We start from the raw sequence: 17034 nt of genomic DNA on the forward strand, positions 1-17034 counted from the left end.
CTCGATTACAAAAGAAGAGCTTCATGCATTATCAAATGACGATTTATGTGATCGTATGGAGAAAACCTTAATTAATATTTTACATGAATCATATTCAGATATTCGGGCTATTGAAAATTTTCCACGACATAGTATCAAGGATTTTTATGAAACAAAGACAATCACAAGATTAGAGCCGGAGCATCAACGAAAAGTACTTAGAAAGTGTATCCTGTCAGAATCGCCGGGTAAGTGTCTGCCACTGAGCCCGGACTAATCCGAGCCGCGCGCGTCAGCAAGCGGAATTATCTCGAGATGCTTATGTGGTGCATGGAACCTGCCGCACTTTAAGTAAGATTAATTCAGCCAATGATGGCATTTCAAATTTTTTAGTCACCCTATCGTAAATATACTGATAAACGTTAACTTTCAGTTTTCTGGCCGTCTGTACAATCGTGGCAAACGTATCCTTTGATTTGGTGCCATTTTGGGAGACCGTTTGGAGATTGATGTCGCGTATCCTTGCTTGAAACCGTGTCCCTAATTCAGAGGCATTGTTGTGCAATGGCAGAAATGGATGGTCTAACACCAATAATAACGCTTGTTTTTTAGCACGTGTCTTTGCAATGCGTTGATCTAAAACATCATAGCCTGTCGTGGTTGCGAACAAAGTATCAAATTGCATTGATAGTTGTTGGGCCATTGATTGAGATGGAGCCGTCTTGTAAGTCAATAATGCATGGTAGAAATCCCATAATTGCTCAAGAAATACAGCCAATATATTCTGATTCATATCTGAGAATGGAGTGAGTTTTTTATAATGACGACCTTCATGGATCCAGCACAGCGCATGATGTAGGGCCAATTTATTAAACTGAGGCGCATCATCTGTCATTAAATAATGGATGAAGTATTTCGAGTGCTGATAATAGGCAAGAGCTGCTGACTCAAGAATTATGCGTCGATTCGTGCTGTGTTTTTTTGGATTTGGAAAAAGTGTTCCCATCAAACTATCGATTGATTCACGTGTGAGGGGTTGTGCATGCAGCATTGGTTTAATTTGATCCAACCATTTTTTTGCGAGACCAAACTCATCCATTAACTCATAAGCCTCCTGATTAAACATAAACTTTAATTGGTCTCGACACAGCAACTCCAATAAGGTCAAGCGATCTTTTTTACGACGAGTGAAGTATGCTGTAAAAAAGTCATTACATAAAACATGGGTGTAGTGATTTTTGCCGTTAACACGACTGCCTGTGTCATCCATCTGCTGGTACAAGCCTGCGTTGCTACCGGCATCGACAATATCTTCTTTTTCCTGATGAAAAATATCATTGCCTTCTGTCAGCATGGAAGCAATTTTACCATGTGATATTTGAATACCACATGTTTTTAAAAAGCGCTTGTCATGGGCCACGATTACTAGCCCACTAAAGGTCGGGTTTGGCCACGATTAATGGCCCACTCCATGGCCATCTCTGAGTCCCACTTTGAGTAGCAAATAAACAGTGTTAGTTTGGTCATTACCAATAACTAACGGATTTGTTATGAGATGAGGATTAAAACAATGGCAGAAATTAGAGAGGTGCTATATCAGCACAAAAAAGGGATGACTCAACGCAATATTGAAAAGTCTCTAAGCGTTTCACGAATGAGCATACGCAAGTACGTTTCAATGGCCAAGGATTTGGGTTATCAGGAGGATATTTCCAATGATGAGCTCGAAGTTATCGCTTTGCAGATACATAATAAAATCGTTAATACTACAGCCAACAACAGACCCAATAAATCAGAAAAAGAACTTGAGGCGCATCACGAAAAAATAGCATCACTCCTCACTGAGAAGTGGATTACCCATATGCAGATACACCGAATTTTAAGCGATAATGGTCTTGTTAGCAGTCGAAGAAGTCTTAGTCGTTATATTGAACGTCATTTCCCCTCGTTGCCTAAGGCTACGGTACATTTGTTAACAAAGCCTGGGCATGAAGCACAAGTTGACTATGCGTTTGTTGGGTTTATCAATAATAAAAAAACATACGCTTTTATTATGACGTTATCACATAGTCGGTATCGATATGTTGAGTTTGTACATTCTCAAAATCAGCAATCATGGGCGCAAAGCCATATCAATGCCTTTCATTTTTTTGGAGGCGTGCCCAACTGCATTCTTTTAGACAATTTGAAATCGGGAATTATTAAAGCACATATTTATGATCCAACGGTCAATGAAACCTATGCAGAGTTATCTCGCTTTTATGACTTTATAGCCGATCCGGCGAAGGCTCGAACGCCCGAGCACAAGGGGAAGGTTGAGCGTAGTGTTCAATTGGTAAAAGAACAGGTTATCGCGGGGATAACCTATGATGATTTGGCCTCGATGAACGCCTTTGCACGTGATTGGTGCGCTAATAAGGTATCGCACGTCATCTGCAGTACCACTGGTGAAAAGCCAATTGACGTATTTAAAAATGAAGAATTTAATTTATTAAACCCACTGCCAGCAGGCGCTTTTGATATGCCCATTTGGATGGATGCTCAAGTTCATCGTGACCATCATTTTGTTGTTGCTGGTAATTTTTATTCTGTGCCAACGATACATATCGGGACAAAGGTTAAAATTAGAGTTGGCTTGAAGACCGTTCAGGCCTATGTGAATCATGCTTTGATTAAGACCCATATTCGTAACTACGGGCGTGGACAGTGGGAAACGGATCCCAATGACTACCATAATTCTGCAAAGTATTACTTAGAAAATACTGCTGGCGTTTGTATTGAAGCGGCCAAAGCAATTGGTCAGGCAACGGAGGAAATGGTCACAAAGGTACTGGCTGAAGGCTCTAGAACGAGCTTAAGAAAAGCCCAGGCTATCATCCGCTTGGTTGAGGAATACGGTAATGAGCGCCTTGAAAATGCATGTTTACGCGCGATTTTATTTGATAATTATACTCATCAATCATTGAAAAAAATCCTCACGGAAGGCCTGGATAAAAAAGACACGAGAACATTCTCCACTAAGCGCTCGGCCAATCATGAGAACTTTGCCTATATTCGCGCAGCAAGTGATTACAGCTCAACGATGGAGGCTCATTATGAGTGATATCAATATGTTAGAGCTTGCAAAAAAACTACGTTTGACAGGGATCCCAGACACACTGCTAGCAAGAGTAGAACAGGCTCGCGCAGCGTCCCTCTCTTATGAAGAGTTGCTCTCAATGTTGTTTCAGGATGAGGATGAGGCTCGTCAACAAAAATTGCTTGCTGGGCGTGTAAGGCAAGCTCGATTTGAGGAGCCTCAGTGTTTTGAAAATTTTGAACTGGCTCGATATTCAACACAAGTCACACAAGCCATCCGCACCCTGATGACAGGGAAGTTTATCAAAGAAAAAAACCATGTCATCATCATGGGACCTGTTGGCACCGGAAAGACTCACCTGGCTCAAGCCCTGGGTCTAATGGCATGTCAACGACATAAAAAAGTCTGCTTTATAAGAGCGAATGAACTGTTAAATCAGTTCCACCAAGCAAGAGCGGATGAAACATGGACTGCGCTTTTTAAACGTTACTCACGATACGATGTGCTTATTTTAGATGACTTCGGGCTGAAAGCATTATCGCCAGAACAGTCCACTGATCTGTATGATTTAATAGCAGCTATCCATGTAAACTCTATGCTAATTATAACTACTAACCGTAAAATAGAAGGATGGATGGAGCTATTTTATGATCCGGTTATGGCAAACGCAGCATTAGATCGTATCGTAAATAAAGCTTATCGAATTGTTCTTGATGGGGAGTCATACAGGAAAAAATTTATACCGAAATTTAATTTAGTAGATGACAAGTGAGTTAAAAAAATTTACCCTAAGTGGGCTACTTTGAGTGGCCAGAGGGTGGGCTAGTAATCGTGACCCATGACAGCGCTCAATGGCGCTCTCCGTCATCCCTGCATCACGGTATAATGTGATGACCAGCGCTTTAACCCCAGGACCAAATTCACTGCCCTTATATTCGCCAGGAATCGGCGCAATAAAGGTTTTTTTCAAAGATGGTGAGTAATACGTTTCCAGCTTGAATTCAACATTATCCGTGATGATTTTTAGATCCTGGATGATTCGAATCTCAAAACCCTTGAACTTGGCGTCATCTGGCAGCGTTGCTTTGTCCAGAGCAATCGTAACACGTCTATCAATACGTACGTTTTTTTTGTCTTTGCCTGTGTTTTTATTGTTCCCTTTACCACGTTTATTGCGATCTCCTTCAGATGAATGATTGGAATTGCCTGTATTATCGCCATTGCTACCTTTGGATTGACCGCGAATATTAGGTTTGCCCTGTTCACCCTTAAGGCGGTTTATCTCATCACGTAATACTTGGTTTTCCTCTCTGAGCAAAGCATTTTCTTCGGCAAGCATTTCGACCAAATTAACCAATACCTTAATGATAGTCACGGCCTTTTTGTCGGCAAGACTATCGATATCTTTTGTTAACTCATCTAAAACTTGTTTGATTTCTTGGCGTTTCATCATCTACCACTGCGTTACTAATGCTGATACGGCAATCATAACATGACTTTTTTTGAACGCATTTTTCGAGTTTTAACGCCACTAAGGGCTAAGAAAAAATCTGACCTCAGGAGGGAGATGTTTTATTAGTGAAAGGGGCTACATTGTGATCTTGGGGATCTTAGGGCATGCATATTGCATGACTTACGTTTGATATGGAAAAACATCAGTTTTACAGAAAAACCGTGTCAATAGGTATTTTGAATATTTTTAAAGAATTCCGCTTGCTGACGCGCGCGGCTCGGATTAATCCGGACTCAGTGGCAGACACTTACCCGGCGATTCTGACAGGATACTAGAAAGTGTTTTGAATTTCTTATACACTCATGTTACGCACATGGACTTGCAGATTGAACAAAAAGCATTAGAATTCCGCCCTTAATTTTAGGGAGGGATTCAATGGATATGATTGATCTTTATAGTGAGTATTTAATTTTCCAAAATAAATATGCGACAGCTACAGGGTTGTCTGATTTGGTTGATGGAGCATTTGCTCATGACAAAGTAACCCGATTTCTTCGTCTTGAGGACTTTGGTTCAAAATCACTTTGGTGCTATGTAAAAAAGCCAGTTAGGTCGCAAGAAACAGTTGGTGGAGTATTGATTCTTGATGACTCCATTGAGGAAAAACCTTACACCGATGAGAGTGAAGTGAATTGCTGGCATTACTCTCATGCTAAAGGGACTGTACTCAAAGGGATAAACATCTTGTCGTGCATGGTTCGCTACGCTGACTTCAGCCTATCCATAGGATATGAGGTGATTAAAAAAGATATCGCTTATTGTGATATTAAAACCAGACAAACGAGAAGAAAATCATCAGTGACCAAGAATCAATTATTTCAAAACCTGATTGCCCAGGCTATTACCAATAAGGTGACGTTTGATTATGTGCTAGCTGACAACTGATTTGGCTCGAAGGCCAATATGATTCACATCCATAAAGACCTTCAAAAGTCGTTTATCAGTAAGCGCCAAACCAAAGACCTACTTGTCTTCATACTGTAAAACAGGAATGATTCTTTGATCCTTGAGTAACTCTGGGTTGACGTTGTAGGGCAATAAGAGTTGAATATCATGCTCATTATTACATTTGGCGACACTCTCAAGCGCGAATTTAAAGTAAGCAAAGACATCCACGCTATGCTCTTTGCATGTTTGCACTAGAGAAAAGAGAATACTCGAAGCATCAGCACCTTTAGTTGATGTATTAAACAACCAATTTTTCCGCCCGATCACAAAGGGTTTGATGGCGCGTTCAGAACGATTATTATCTATTTCAAGCCGACCATCATTAATGTATTGCGTGAGACTATCCCAGTGCTTTATTGAATAAAAAAGTGCTTTTCCGAGTGGCGACTTTGGCAAGGTGGTTTTTTGTTGTGTTAACAACCACTGCTTGAACTCACTTAAAATCGGCTTGGCTTCAGTCATTCGTGCCTGTTTAACTTGCTCATTTGTTGCCTTGTCTTCTTTTAAGCGCTTTTCAATAGCATAAAGTTTCGCGAACCACTCAACCGCTGATTTAGCAATACCGGGTTTGTTTTTAGTGGCTTTGACAATATCAACAAAGTAACGTCTGGCATGCGCCATACAAGCAACATGCTTAATGCGCGACTTATCAAGATTTACATAAGCACTGTAGCAATCGGCATGAAGATAGCCTTCAAACGAATCAAAGAACTGCTTGGCAATCGCATCTTGGCGACTCGAATGATATTGATAAACAAAACAGCGCTTATCTGGTGGACCCCCACCAAAAAGCCACATGTAGGAGGTGCTGGTTGATAACTTGCCTTGTTCATTAAGGACTTGAAGTACGGTTTCATCAGCATAGGCTACATCATAGCTTTGTATTTGTGTCACCATTTTATCAACGATGGGCTTGAGCAGCTCGGCAGCTTTTACCACCCAGTTACCCAAATTAGTACGACTAATCTCAGCGCCCATGCTTTTAAACATATCCTCTTGGCGATATAGAGGTAAATGACGGTTGAACTTAGCATCAATGACCGCTGCCACAAGACCTGCCGTGGCAATGCTCTTTGGAAAAGGTTGTTTAGGTGGCTTGGCTGTTTTAATAGTATCTTCGCATGACTTGCAGGCGTATTTTCTTCTGATGTGAATCACGCGATAAGTGACTTGAGGCAATACATCAAGTTGCTCACTGGTTTCATTGCCAATGTGTGTTAAGGCACAACCGCAAGCACAGTGTTTGTCTGCATCATTGATGTCATGAATGTGCTCGATATAAGGCATGTTTGAGGGGAGTGGCTTGCGGCCAGGTTTTTTCTTTTTAATCGTAATGGTTTTGGTTTCAATAACTTCTTCAGATGTAACATCTTGTGAGCTCAACAGTTCTGCTTCATCAAAGCCTAAATCCAGCTGTTTGTCTTCTTCAAGCTTCTCGCTTTTTCGGCCAAATTTAGCGTTTTTTAATACAAAGAGCTGATGGTGCAGCGCAGAAATAATAATGTCTTTTGATTGAATATGTTCTTGGTGTTTTTTCTCGGACTCGACCAATTTCAGCTGTAAATCAGCCACCATTTGTTCCATGGTTTTGGAGTCTTTTTGAGTGATGTAATTGGTCTTTTTCATGGGCTTATTATACCAAAAAACCAGTGGCCAAACCATCATTTGACCCAATAAAACCAACACGTTTCATTAATAAAAACCACTGTAATCAAGGGCTTTATTCTGAGCCATCAGGTCATAATCAAGGCCTGCCAATAACCAACTTAATTGCTTGTTATCAAGTGTTGCAACATCCATATTTTCATCATATTTTATGATTTTAAACCGGCCTTTTTCCAGACGTTTATAAATCAGGACAAAGCCATTCTTGTCCCAGTACAGCAACTTCACTTTATCACGAGCCCGATTATAGAATAGAGTCAGTGAACCATCTTGTACTATATGGCTCGATAGGTCACTAATAATATAACTCAAGCCGTTAATTGATTTGCGCATATCTATGGGCTGGCTGTATAAATAAATCTGCTGCTGGTCAAATGATATCATCGTGCATCGCCTAATAGCTGGATAAGCGCACTGGCTTTGCTGATGTCTGCTTCAGTTTTAATGTGCAATTTAATACCCGTAGGTAGGATAACTTCCAGACAGGATGTCGGCGCAGCTTTAACTTGGGATAGTTCACGTGCTGGGGTCGTTGATACCTTCAACAGCTTCGGCTCAGCGTTCCCGGAGATCTTTTTATTAAGTCTTCCGCGCCAATAAACAAATTGCTTATATACCAGACCTTGTTGTTCACAAAATTTTGGTTGCGCTAATCCACTTGATTCCCAGAGGCTGTTTTGCTCTGACCAATAGGCCTGTCGATTTGAACTCATACTCATGTCTCCTTTGTTTGTAATTTAAAGGAGTTTGAGTTAATTCACTTGTCCTGTGTAGATGGGGTTGCTTTGGCGCTTACGTTTATCATTGGAATCAAGTCTAACCGAACATTAGCCTTATCTGAAAACGATGCCAAAAACGGACGGTACCAACAAGTAAGAGCATTAGATGTTGAAGAGGATGTAGCCCAAACAGTCTGGCTTAAAGGCCTAGACTTCCCAGTGAGGCTCCTGAAAAAAGTATTCAAAAACGAAAACGGTTCAACAGGAATTCTCTATCTTGTTTCTAATGACATGCTAAGTAGTGCCGAACGTCTTTATGAAGTGTACTAGAAACGGTGGCGGATTGAAGAGTACCACAAATCAATTAAGCAAAACGCAAGCTTAACCAAGTCTCCCACTAGAACCGTCAAAACACAGTGTAATCATATTTATGCTTCTATTATTGCCTATTGCAAGCTGGAAATGTTAAAGATAAAACTCAATTAAATCACTTTGCCATTAAGTACAAACTAATTGTTAGGGCTAACCAGATTGCATGGCAGGAGCTTGTTAGTAAATTAAAAAGTGCAATCACCTACTTTAGCAACCAAAAACACCGTATGAACTATAGCCAATATCAGTCGCAAAATTTCTCAATCGGTTCAGGGGTAACTGAAGCTGCCTGCAAAACACTCATTAAACAGCGTCTCGGCCAATCAGGAATGAAGTGGAAAACTCAGAGGATCGCTATGGTACTTCGTTTAAGGGCATTGATGTCTACCAAAGGTCGATGGAAACAATTTTGGGATCGTATTAATCAAGCAGGTTTAGTGGGTTTGGCTCAGTTGGGTTCGTAAGTGCTACCATCAATTGTTACATCAATTCGAGGTCACACCCCCTTACTGGAGATAATTTTTCGTTAACTCTCAGATACAATTGTCAATTAGACTAAAAATTGACTACAATAGACCCTTTTGCCTGGACTAATCTATCCTATGCTAAATGAAGCAATATCTAAAATGCCAGAAGCTTTTGAATCAAGAATATTGTTACGAGGACAAGAATATTTTCAAAAAGGCCAGGTACTGAATATTCGTTTAAGTGATGGCTTATTAAAGGGGCGAGTCAAGGGCAGCTCAAGTCAGATCTATGATATTCATATGGATTTAAAAGCTTGGCCAGGAAAGCCGTCTCGTTGTACCTGTGCTTATCAAATTAACTGTAAGCATGCGGCTGCTTGTCTGTTTGCATTGCGCGATAGAGAAAAAGTAAACAATACGTCCTCCATCCCTTTGGATAAATTAGACAGAAAGTTAGATACCTGGTTAAAAAATCTTCGTGCTCAGGAAGAAACTTCAGTTAAAAAGCATGAAGCAACGCATCATTTGAATTATATAATTACTTTAAGATTAGATGGACATGAGCATAAAGTCAGCATTGACTTAGCTCTAGCCAAGCTATTAAAACGTGGTGGATATGGAAAAAGAATTATTTTTAACAGTCTTCCTGACTCTAAAAAACAGCATTTCATCGGAGATGATAATGATATCGTGGCGCAATTATTATTTAAATGTGGTGTTTCCGGGTGGTTTGACCACTTAACTATTCGTAACAGTGAACTTTTAAGCAGAATCATATCTACGGGTAGAGCTTTTTTTAACGTGGATGCAGAAGAACCTATCCAGATGGGAGAGGAACTCACAGGAATATGTCAATGGGTTCTCTCTCCAAATGGAAATCAAAGTCTATTATTAATGCAAGATAATAAAACTCTGACTCCATTATTATTGGATGAGTGTTGGTATTATAATGCTACAGAATCAGTGATGGGCTGCTTAAATACTTCCTATCCAGTCAAACAGCTTCGCCATTTACTTGAAGCTCCCCCCATTCCTCTTGAACAGGCAAAGTTACTGGCCGAAAAAATGGCTAAAACATGCCCAGAGTTTCCTACACCACGAGTTTTTGAAAAGCGTGAAACCCAGGAGATTACTCCTGTGCCTGTTCTTATTCTCGATGCGATCTGTGAATATGAGAATGAGTCTTCCTGGTTTTATGATAAAGAGGAAGATATTAATGCGTTATTTGTTGCAAAAATAGCTTTTGATTATTCAGGATTAATTATTGCCAGTAGTGAAGATTGTGCCACAGTGGTGCGTGAGCAAAAAGATATATTATGTGAATATAAACGTGATACACATTTTGAGGCATCAAAACTTCTGGAACTTCATCAATTCATCAATTTAAGACCCATCCACAAATGGGAAAATTATAATTTGGATTTAAAAGAAAACTCATACTTGGTATTAAAGAATATTAAAGTACAAGCTGATTTGGAAACTCTTTACAATAAAGCGATCCCTAAACTGAAAAGTCAAGGATGGCGAATAGAATTTGCCAGCCCCTTATATCAGGAAATCATTAGTGCTGATGAGGTGGAGTGGTATTCAGATTTACATGAAAGCACTACGGATTTCTTTTCATATCAATTGGGTATTTTGGTTGAAGGCAGCCCAGTAAGTATTGTTCCTTTAGTCGCAGATCTCATTCAACGATACAATGGGGAGGATTTAGATAGTTTGCCAGACTCACAGCTTGTTAAACTGCCCTTACATGACGGGAGAGCGTTACAATTGCAAATGGGGCGAATCAAACCGCTCGTTCGCTTATTGTTGCAGTTTGGTTTGCGTCAAATTGATCCTCATCAACATTTGCAAATTAATAAATATCAATTGATCCTGATGCAAGAGGCGGAATTGGCAATTGCTGCAACTAATGCACGTTGGCAAGGAGCTGAAGATTTTCGTGAAGAATTAACCCAACTAATTAAATTAACTAACCTGCCTGAAATTACTCCTCCAGTGGGCTTAAACGCCAATTTAAGAGACTATCAACAGTATGGATTAAACTGGTTACAATTTTTAAGAGCAAGTCGTTTTAATGGTATTTTGGCAGATGATATGGGCTTAGGTAAAACAATACAAACACTTGCCCATTTACAATATGAAAAAGAACAGGGCAGGCTGCAAAATGCTACCTTGATAGTAGCCCCAACCAGTCTTGTGGGTAATTGGCTGGCTGAGGCAAAACGCTTTACTCCTGAATTAACTGTTCTGATTTATCATGGCAGCGAAAGACATCAGGATAATTTTGATGATTACGATCTCGTGATTTCTACTTACGGATTAATTCATCGGGATAAAGAAAAATTTATTACATATTCTTTTTATTATCTTATTTTGGATGAAGCACAGTTTATAAAAAACGCACGGACTAAAACCACGCAAATTATTCAACAATTGAAGGCATCACATCGTTTATGTCTTACCGGGACACCTTTAGAAAATCATTTAGGTGAGCTGTGGTCGTTATTTCATTTTTTAATCCCCGGCCTCTTAGGTGATGCGAAACAATTCAGGCTCTGGTTTAGAACCCCCATAGAGAAATATGCTGATTTGGATAGAAGAGAATTATTAGCTAAAAGAGTTAAGCCATTCATGCTCCGAAGGACAAAAAATCAAGTGGCCAGTGAATTGCCTCCTAAAACCGAAATGATTCGCTCGATAGACATAGTTGGTCCGCAACGCGATCTGTACGAAGCAATTCGGATGAGTATGGAGAAGAAGGTCCGTGATGCAATCGCCAAACAAGGTTTAGGTAAAAGTCATATTTTATTATTAGATGCCCTGCTAAAATTGCGCCAAGTTTGCTGTGATCCCAGGTTGTTGTCTTTGCCCGAGGCAGCTATAGCTCATGGAACATCAAGTAAACTTGAGGCTTTAATGGAGTTGCTTGATAATCTGGTTGAAGAAGGGCGACGCGTACTGGTGTTTTCTCAATTCACCTCCATGCTGAAACTAATCGAAGAGCAATTAAATGCGAAACAATATGAGTACTTAAAATTAACTGGTCAAACGCAAAACAGACAGGCTTTAGTTGAGCAGTTTCAGGAAGGTAAAACACCTATCTTTTTAATTAGTCTAAAAGCGGGAGGAACGGGGCTTAATTTAACGCGTGCTGATACGGTAATTCATTACGACCCCTGGTGGAATCCGGCAGTTGAAGATCAAGCGACAGATAGAACCCATCGTATAGGTCAAGAAAATCCAGTATTTGTTTATAAATTAATAACATCAGGCACTGTCGAAGAGGCCATTTTAGGAATGCAAGAGAGAAAAAGACAGTTAGTTGATGGAATATTGTCTGCAGATTCCTCCAAGACTATGAGTTTGAGTGAAGAGGATCTTGCCCAATTTTTCATGCCCCTCACCTAAACGGCCAGATTTGGCCCATCCTGAATGATCTCACCCGGTAAAAAATTCTCACATACTTGATGTATGCTGGGCTTTTTAACTGGGTGAGATCGTTTATACTATCTCAGAATTTCCTTGGTTTGTGTCGTTAGATTGTCCAGCCTATGCTTCTAAAAGTTAGGGATGGTATTGGTTACAGAGTTATTTTAATCGTCGCACTGCTATTTTATAACAGGCACCTCTACCTACGTGTCGCGATTCATTTTATTTTTAATAAAAAACAGCATTAAAATTGGTAAATTTACGGATCATAGATTATGATTTAAGAGATTGAAATAATGGAGATAATAATGAAAGCATGGAACGTTATTTGTGGTTTTGTTTTAACAGTGTGTTATTTACCTTTGGTAATGGCAGCAGCGTCACCTGCAGGTACCTGGACTACCATTGATGATAAAACCGGTGCAAAAAGAGCAGTGGTTCGATTGTCCGAATCAGGGGGCACTTTAAATGGCACTATAATGAAAGTATACCCTCAAGCAGGTGATACTGGAATTTGCTCCAAGTGTCCAGGTGCTTTTAAAGGGAAAAAAATTCAAGGCCTGACTTTTGTCTGGGGATTAAAAGACCAAGGAAATGGAGTATGGGGTGGTGGTTCTATACTTGATCCCAAAACTGGTAAGATTTATAAAGCCAAGATGACGCTTAAAGGTAATAAACTTTATGTTAGAGGTTATGTTGGTATATCTATGCTCGGCAGAACTCAAACTTGGGTTAAATAAAATCAAGACTTAAAAATAAGTTACGAAAAGACACACATAGGTGTGTCTTTTTTTTTAAAGACTATTACAATGGTTATTCTTTATTGTGGTGTAATGTCATTACCACCTCCGTTCTCTTTAACTTAACTATTGTGTTGCGCTATGTTAGAACTGCAAAGTCCCAAAAAAACAGTTGATCCCTTGAAACGCCCTCCTCACTCAGCGGAGGCTGAGCAATCCATTATTGGCGGCCTAATGCTGGATAATCAGGTTTGGGATAAAATCAGCACCAAATTATGCGAGGCTGATTTTTATCGTACTGAGCATCGAATTTTATTTAGAGCTATAGGTGCTTTAGTCAAAAAGGACCAGCCCTTTGACGTAGTTACCTTGCTGGATGCCTTGAAAACCCATAATGAATTGGATGATGCAGGTGGTGAAGCTTATTTATTTGAATTGGCTAATAATACTCCTAGTGTAGCTAACGTTACTGCCTATGCGGATATAGTTCGAGAAAAATCAGTCCAACGACAACTTATCTCCGTTGCTACGGAAATTGCAGATTCTGCTTATAATCCAGCTGGTAGGGAAGTGCCTGAATTATTAGATTTTGCAGAAACTAAAGTATTTGCTATAGGTGAGCAAACTGCCGGCGATGGGGGGCCAGAGAACATTAAATCAATTCTTGTCCGCGCCGTAGAAAAGATTGATCAGTTATACCACAATGGGGACGCAATCACAGGCCTTGCTACAGGACTATCTGATTTAGATGAAATGACCTCTGGTTTGCAGCCTTCAGATTTAGTTATTGTTGCGGGCCGTCCCTCCATGGGTAAAACAACTTTAGTCATGAATATGGCAGAGCATGCTGCCATTAAAGCAGGTAAACCAGTACTTGTTTTTTCTATGGAAATGCCTGCTGATTCCTTAGCGATGAGGATGATGTCCTCTTTGGGTCGTATCGATCAGCATCGCATCAGAACGGGTAAATTAGATGATGATGATTGGCCTCGAGTTACTTCGGCGGTTCATATGCTTTCAGAGGCACCTTTATTTATTGATGATACACCCGCATTAAGTCCGGGAGAGATGAGGGCTCGTGCGCGACGCTTGGCAAAGGAGCATGGCTCTTTAGGACTCATCGTAGTGGATTACTTGCAATTAATGAAAGCGCCTGGATTTAGTGCCGATAATCGAACGGCGGAGATCTCCGAGATTTCACGAAGTCTTAAATCTCTTGCGAAAGAATTACAAGTTCCTGTCATTGCATTGTCACAGTTGAATCGAAGTCTTGAACAACGTGCTGATAAGCGTCCGGTAATGTCAGATTTAAGGGAATCAGGTGCTATTGAGCAAGATGCGGATTTGATCTGTTTTATTTATAGGGATGAGGTTTATAATGAAGACAGTCCCGAGAAAGGAACTGCGGAAATTATTATTGCCAAACAAAGAAATGGACCAATAGGTAAAGTGCGTGTGGCATTCATCGGTAAATTTACGCGATTTGAAGATTTAGCTTTTAATGGTTATCAAGGGGTAGATTAAGGTGACAAGACCTACCAAAGTACTTATAGAACCTGGTGCTTTAGTACATAATTTATTACAGATAAAACGCTTTGCTCCAAATAAGAAAGTGGTTGCTATGGTAAAGGCTAACGCATACGGCTGTGGTGTGAGTGCAGTTGTTCCTGTATTAGAAGGACAAGTAGACGCTTTTGGGGTTGCTTGTCTTGAAGAGGCACTGGCTATTCGGGCACTAGGTAGTAAAACGCATTGCATTCTTTTTCAGGGAGTCTTTAGCAATGATGAATATCATACTGCCGTGCAACATCAATTTGGTTGTGCACTACATAACGTACGGCAATTGCAGTGGCTTCTAAATACTCCTTTATCTAGCTCGATTAAGATATGGCTCAAGGTGAATACAGGGATGAATCGCTTGGGCTTTAAAGCTCAAGAGTTGCAGGACGTAATGCATGCTTTGCATACCTGCCCCTGGGTCGACAAGAGTATTACTCTAATGACTCATCTAGCTTGTGCGGATGAGCCTGAAAGGAGAGAAAATGCTCAGCAAATTTCTTCTTTTCAAAATATAGAGTTATCAGGAGTTAGCCAGCGTAGCATGGCAAATTCAGCAGCAATTATTGCTCTTCCTCAAGCTCATGCTGATGTAATTAGAGCAGGTATTATGTTATATGGCGTTTCTCCGTTTACCAATCAGAATGCTGAGCAGTTAGGCTTAATTCCTGTAATGCGTTTTAGGTCTGCAATTACTGCTATTCATCATAATCCTCCTCTTGCTCAAGTAGGCTATGGCGGAACCTGGAAGAGTAATAAACCTTCAGTTATTGGCGTTGTAGCGGCAGGCTATGGTGATGGATATCCCCGGCACATATCAGCAAATACTCCCGTGTGGGTCAAAGAGCGTGAGGTTGCTATTGTCGGCAGGGTATCTATGGACATGTTAACGATTGATTTAACCGATCGACCAGATGTTCAGATCGGTGATGATGTTGAACTTTGGGGAGAGCATATTCCAGTAGAACGTATTGCATCATCCGCGAGTACTATAGGCTATGAGCTACTTTGTAAAATTACTGAACGTGTGCGTCAAAATTAACCTGTGGATAATAACTGAGCGTGATGGTAGAATGGCAACCGGTTTGTAACCCTTAAATCAGGTGATATATGATGAAAAAATTAACTGTTGCATCGTTATCTTTATCGTTTTTGTTAGTCGGCTGTGCTTCAATGAATAATGAAGGTGTAGGTACCATCGGCGGTGGTGTAGTAGGCGGATTGCTGGGTAGTCAATTCGGTAGCGGCTCTGGCAAAGTGATGGCTGCGGCCGGTGGGGCTCTTCTAGGTGCATATTTGGGTGGTCAAATTGGTAAAACTATGGACAGACAAGACCGACTTGAAATGCAACGTGCTTTAGAAACAGCACCAACAGGTAGAGCAGTGGTTTGGTCTAATCCGGACACAGGGTATCGTTATACCGTAAAACCGACTCGGACTTATTATCACGCACAACAACCATGTCGTGAGTATATTACTAAAGCAATGATAGGCGGTAAGAATCAACAAATTTACGGTAAAGCATGTCGTCAAGCTGACGGCTCATGGCGCGTAGTTAATTCATAGCTATCGCGCACTGAATAATAAGCTACCCCATCTCCAAGAATAAAACGAGGCAGTTTGATTACTATTGAAATGCCTCGTTTGTATGTCATCCATTTGAAGTGAGTGCAAGTTTAATGAAACGCCCCACAAATCGTTAATTATGAAATCAAATCAACAACTCGAAACAGACAGTTAAAAATTCTCTCACCTCTAAATTAAGATAGTAATATCTCATTCTAGTCCGGTTATTGTGCTATATTTATACAGTATCTTTTAAATACTAATTTGCTTCATGGAGAGAGAAATGGCTCACTTAATTCATAGTGTGTTACCAAGGCCCCCAAGAAAAATTGTATACATTAAGGCAGATGACTGCGTAAAAAAATGTATTGATATAATGGCAGAGAATAATATCGGTGCCTTAGTCGTACTTGATAACGATGATAAATTGATTGGTATAGTGAGTGAGCGAGATATACTTTTTTCTTGCTTGCATAAGGGTATTGATATTAACAAAGCAAAGGCATCTGACGTAGTTTTTACTAAAGTAACAGTTCTTGCTACACATGATTTGGTTGAGAAAGCGATGCAGGTTATGACTGATACAAAGCGAAGGCATATCTTAATCTGCGAAAAAAATGAATTTATAGCCATTTTATCCATCGGCGATCTGCTCTATCACCTTTTGGAGGATAAGGCGAGAGAAGTAGAACATTTGGAAAACTATATTAATCAATAGTCAGCCCGTTTACTTTTGCTATGACCGGCAGAGAATTTGATTTCTTTATAGATAAGTAGATATAAGATATTGATTTTTATCAATATTATCTCGAGACTACAAGCGCCCAAATGAAATAAAATAAATGAATTAACTCATGCTTGTGTTGATTAAAAAAAATAGTTTTCTAGTCTAATTGTCTACAGCGATATTTCCCGCAATAAAATGATTGATTATTAAATTTGCGGAGAATCTCTCAGGAATTAAATCGCAGTAGGTAGAAAGACCAATTATCAA

14 protein-coding genes and 2 pseudogenes are annotated in these 17034 nt (G+C 40.0%); 11 read left to right on the forward strand and 5 right to left on the reverse strand.

Annotated features, from left to right (window positions below):
- Nucleotides 1-298: 298 nt before the first annotated feature.
- Nucleotides 299-1399: an IS66 family transposase gene (locus HRS36_RS06310; RefSeq protein WP_173236638.1), complete on the reverse strand. Its 1101-nt coding sequence runs from the start codon at nt 1397-1399 to the stop codon at nt 299-301.
- Nucleotides 1400-1534: 135 nt separating this feature from the next.
- Between HRS36_RS06310 and istA the strand changes: the two genes are divergently transcribed.
- A complete protein-coding gene (istA, locus tag HRS36_RS06315; protein WP_173235442.1) occupies nt 1535-3082 on the forward strand; it encodes an IS21 family transposase in 1548 nt (515 codons plus the stop codon).
- Nucleotides 3075-3830, forward strand: a complete 756-nt coding sequence (istB, locus tag HRS36_RS06320; protein ID WP_173235440.1) for an IS21-like element helper ATPase IstB — start codon at nt 3075-3077, stop codon at nt 3828-3830. Before istA ends, istB begins: the two co-directional genes overlap by 8 nt.
- Here the strand turns inward: istB and HRS36_RS06325 are convergent.
- Entirely contained in the window at nt 3813-4511 is a 699-nt protein-coding gene (locus HRS36_RS06325) for a hypothetical protein (protein WP_173236639.1), read from the reverse strand. The two genes, istB and HRS36_RS06325, sit on opposite strands and share 18 nt — an antisense overlap.
- A gap of 435 nt (nt 4512-4946) precedes the next feature.
- On the opposite strand from HRS36_RS06325, the pseudogene HRS36_RS06330 reads away from it, so the two are divergent.
- A pseudogene (locus HRS36_RS06330) lies at nt 4947-5453 on the forward strand (IS701 family transposase); the annotation flags it as partial.
- Nucleotides 5454-5534: 81 nt separating this feature from the next.
- Here HRS36_RS06330 and tnpC read toward each other — a convergent pair.
- Genes tnpC through tnpA form a run of 3 tightly spaced genes read right to left on the reverse strand, consistent with a single transcriptional unit; the run spans nt 5535 to nt 7897 of the window.
- Entirely contained in the window at nt 5535-7184 is a 1650-nt protein-coding gene (gene tnpC, locus HRS36_RS06335) for an IS66 family transposase (RefSeq protein WP_226905466.1), read from the reverse strand.
- 27 nt (nt 7185-7211) lie between these two features.
- Nucleotides 7212-7568 carry an IS66 family insertion sequence element accessory protein TnpB gene (tnpB, locus tag HRS36_RS06340; RefSeq protein WP_173236292.1) on the reverse strand — a complete coding sequence of 119 codons (357 nt, stop codon included), beginning with the start codon at nt 7566-7568 and terminating at the stop codon, nt 7212-7214.
- Complete coding sequence (gene tnpA / locus HRS36_RS06345) at nt 7565-7897, reverse strand: IS66 family insertion sequence element accessory protein TnpA (protein WP_173236269.1); 333 nt, start codon at nt 7895-7897, stop codon at nt 7565-7567. The genes tnpB and tnpA overlap by 4 nt, the downstream gene beginning before the upstream one ends.
- Before the next feature lie 48 nt (nt 7898-7945).
- Between tnpA and HRS36_RS06350 the strand changes: the two genes are divergently transcribed.
- The 8 genes and pseudogenes from HRS36_RS06350 (at nt 7946) to HRS36_RS06385 (ending at nt 16758) form a co-directional block, all read left to right on the forward strand.
- A complete protein-coding gene (locus tag HRS36_RS06350; protein ID WP_173236641.1) occupies nt 7946-8233 on the forward strand; it encodes a hypothetical protein in 288 nt (95 codons plus the stop codon).
- A gap of 209 nt (nt 8234-8442) precedes the next feature.
- A pseudogene (locus HRS36_RS06355) lies at nt 8443-8739 on the forward strand (ISKra4 family transposase); the annotation flags it as partial.
- 138 nt (nt 8740-8877) lie between these two features.
- Entirely contained in the window at nt 8878-12156 is a 3279-nt protein-coding gene (locus HRS36_RS06360) for a DEAD/DEAH box helicase (protein WP_173236642.1), read from the forward strand.
- A gap of 329 nt (nt 12157-12485) precedes the next feature.
- Nucleotides 12486-12917, forward strand: coding sequence for a DUF2147 domain-containing protein (locus HRS36_RS06365; protein ID WP_173236643.1), 432 nt, complete (start codon nt 12486-12488; stop codon nt 12915-12917).
- Nucleotides 12918-13058: 141 nt separating this feature from the next.
- Complete coding sequence (gene dnaB / locus HRS36_RS06370; RefSeq protein WP_173236644.1) at nt 13059-14441, forward strand: replicative DNA helicase; 1383 nt, start codon at nt 13059-13061, stop codon at nt 14439-14441.
- Between the two features lies 1 nt (nt 14442).
- On the forward strand, nt 14443-15516 hold the full coding sequence (gene alr / locus HRS36_RS06375; protein WP_173236645.1) for an alanine racemase: 1074 nt from the start codon (nt 14443-14445) through the stop codon (nt 15514-15516).
- 71 nt (nt 15517-15587) lie between these two features.
- A complete protein-coding gene (locus HRS36_RS06380) occupies nt 15588-16040 on the forward strand; it encodes an RT0821/Lpp0805 family surface protein (RefSeq protein WP_173238479.1) in 453 nt (150 codons plus the stop codon).
- Nucleotides 16041-16323: 283 nt separating this feature from the next.
- A complete protein-coding gene (locus tag HRS36_RS06385; RefSeq protein WP_173236646.1) occupies nt 16324-16758 on the forward strand; it encodes a CBS domain-containing protein in 435 nt (144 codons plus the stop codon).
- Nucleotides 16759-17034: the final 276 nt, after the last annotated feature.

Origin of the sequence: Legionella antarctica (genome assembly GCF_011764505.1) — a bacterium.
GTDB lineage: Bacteria > Pseudomonadota > Gammaproteobacteria > Legionellales > Legionellaceae > Legionella > Legionella antarctica.

What these genes read in the sequence shown, in the direction of transcription:
- HRS36_RS06380 (WP_173238479.1), top strand. Translation starts at nt 15,588, where the DNA reads ATGAAAAAATTAACTGTTGCATCGTTATCTTTATCGTTTTTGTTAGTC.
- HRS36_RS06325 (WP_173236639.1), bottom strand. Translation starts at nt 4,511, where the DNA reads ATGATGAAACGCCAAGAAATCAAACAAGTTTTAGATGAGTTAACAAAA.
- istA (WP_173235442.1), top strand. Translation starts at nt 1,535, where the DNA reads ATGAGGATTAAAACAATGGCAGAAATTAGAGAGGTGCTATATCAGCAC.
- HRS36_RS06365 (WP_173236643.1), top strand. Translation starts at nt 12,486, where the DNA reads ATGAAAGCATGGAACGTTATTTGTGGTTTTGTTTTAACAGTGTGTTAT.
- tnpB (WP_173236292.1), bottom strand. Translation starts at nt 7,568, where the DNA reads ATGATATCATTTGACCAGCAGCAGATTTATTTATACAGCCAGCCCATA.
- dnaB (WP_173236644.1), top strand. Translation starts at nt 13,059, where the DNA reads ATGTTAGAACTGCAAAGTCCCAAAAAAACAGTTGATCCCTTGAAACGC.
- tnpC (WP_226905466.1), bottom strand. Translation starts at nt 7,184, where the DNA reads ATGATGGTTTGGCCACTGGTTTTTTGGTATAATAAGCCCATGAAAAAG.
- HRS36_RS06360 (WP_173236642.1), top strand. Translation starts at nt 8,878, where the DNA reads ATGCTAAATGAAGCAATATCTAAAATGCCAGAAGCTTTTGAATCAAGA.
- tnpA (WP_173236269.1), bottom strand. Translation starts at nt 7,897, where the DNA reads ATGAGTTCAAATCGACAGGCCTATTGGTCAGAGCAAAACAGCCTCTGG.
- istB (WP_173235440.1), top strand. Translation starts at nt 3,075, where the DNA reads ATGAGTGATATCAATATGTTAGAGCTTGCAAAAAAACTACGTTTGACA.
- HRS36_RS06385 (WP_173236646.1), top strand. Translation starts at nt 16,324, where the DNA reads ATGGCTCACTTAATTCATAGTGTGTTACCAAGGCCCCCAAGAAAAATT.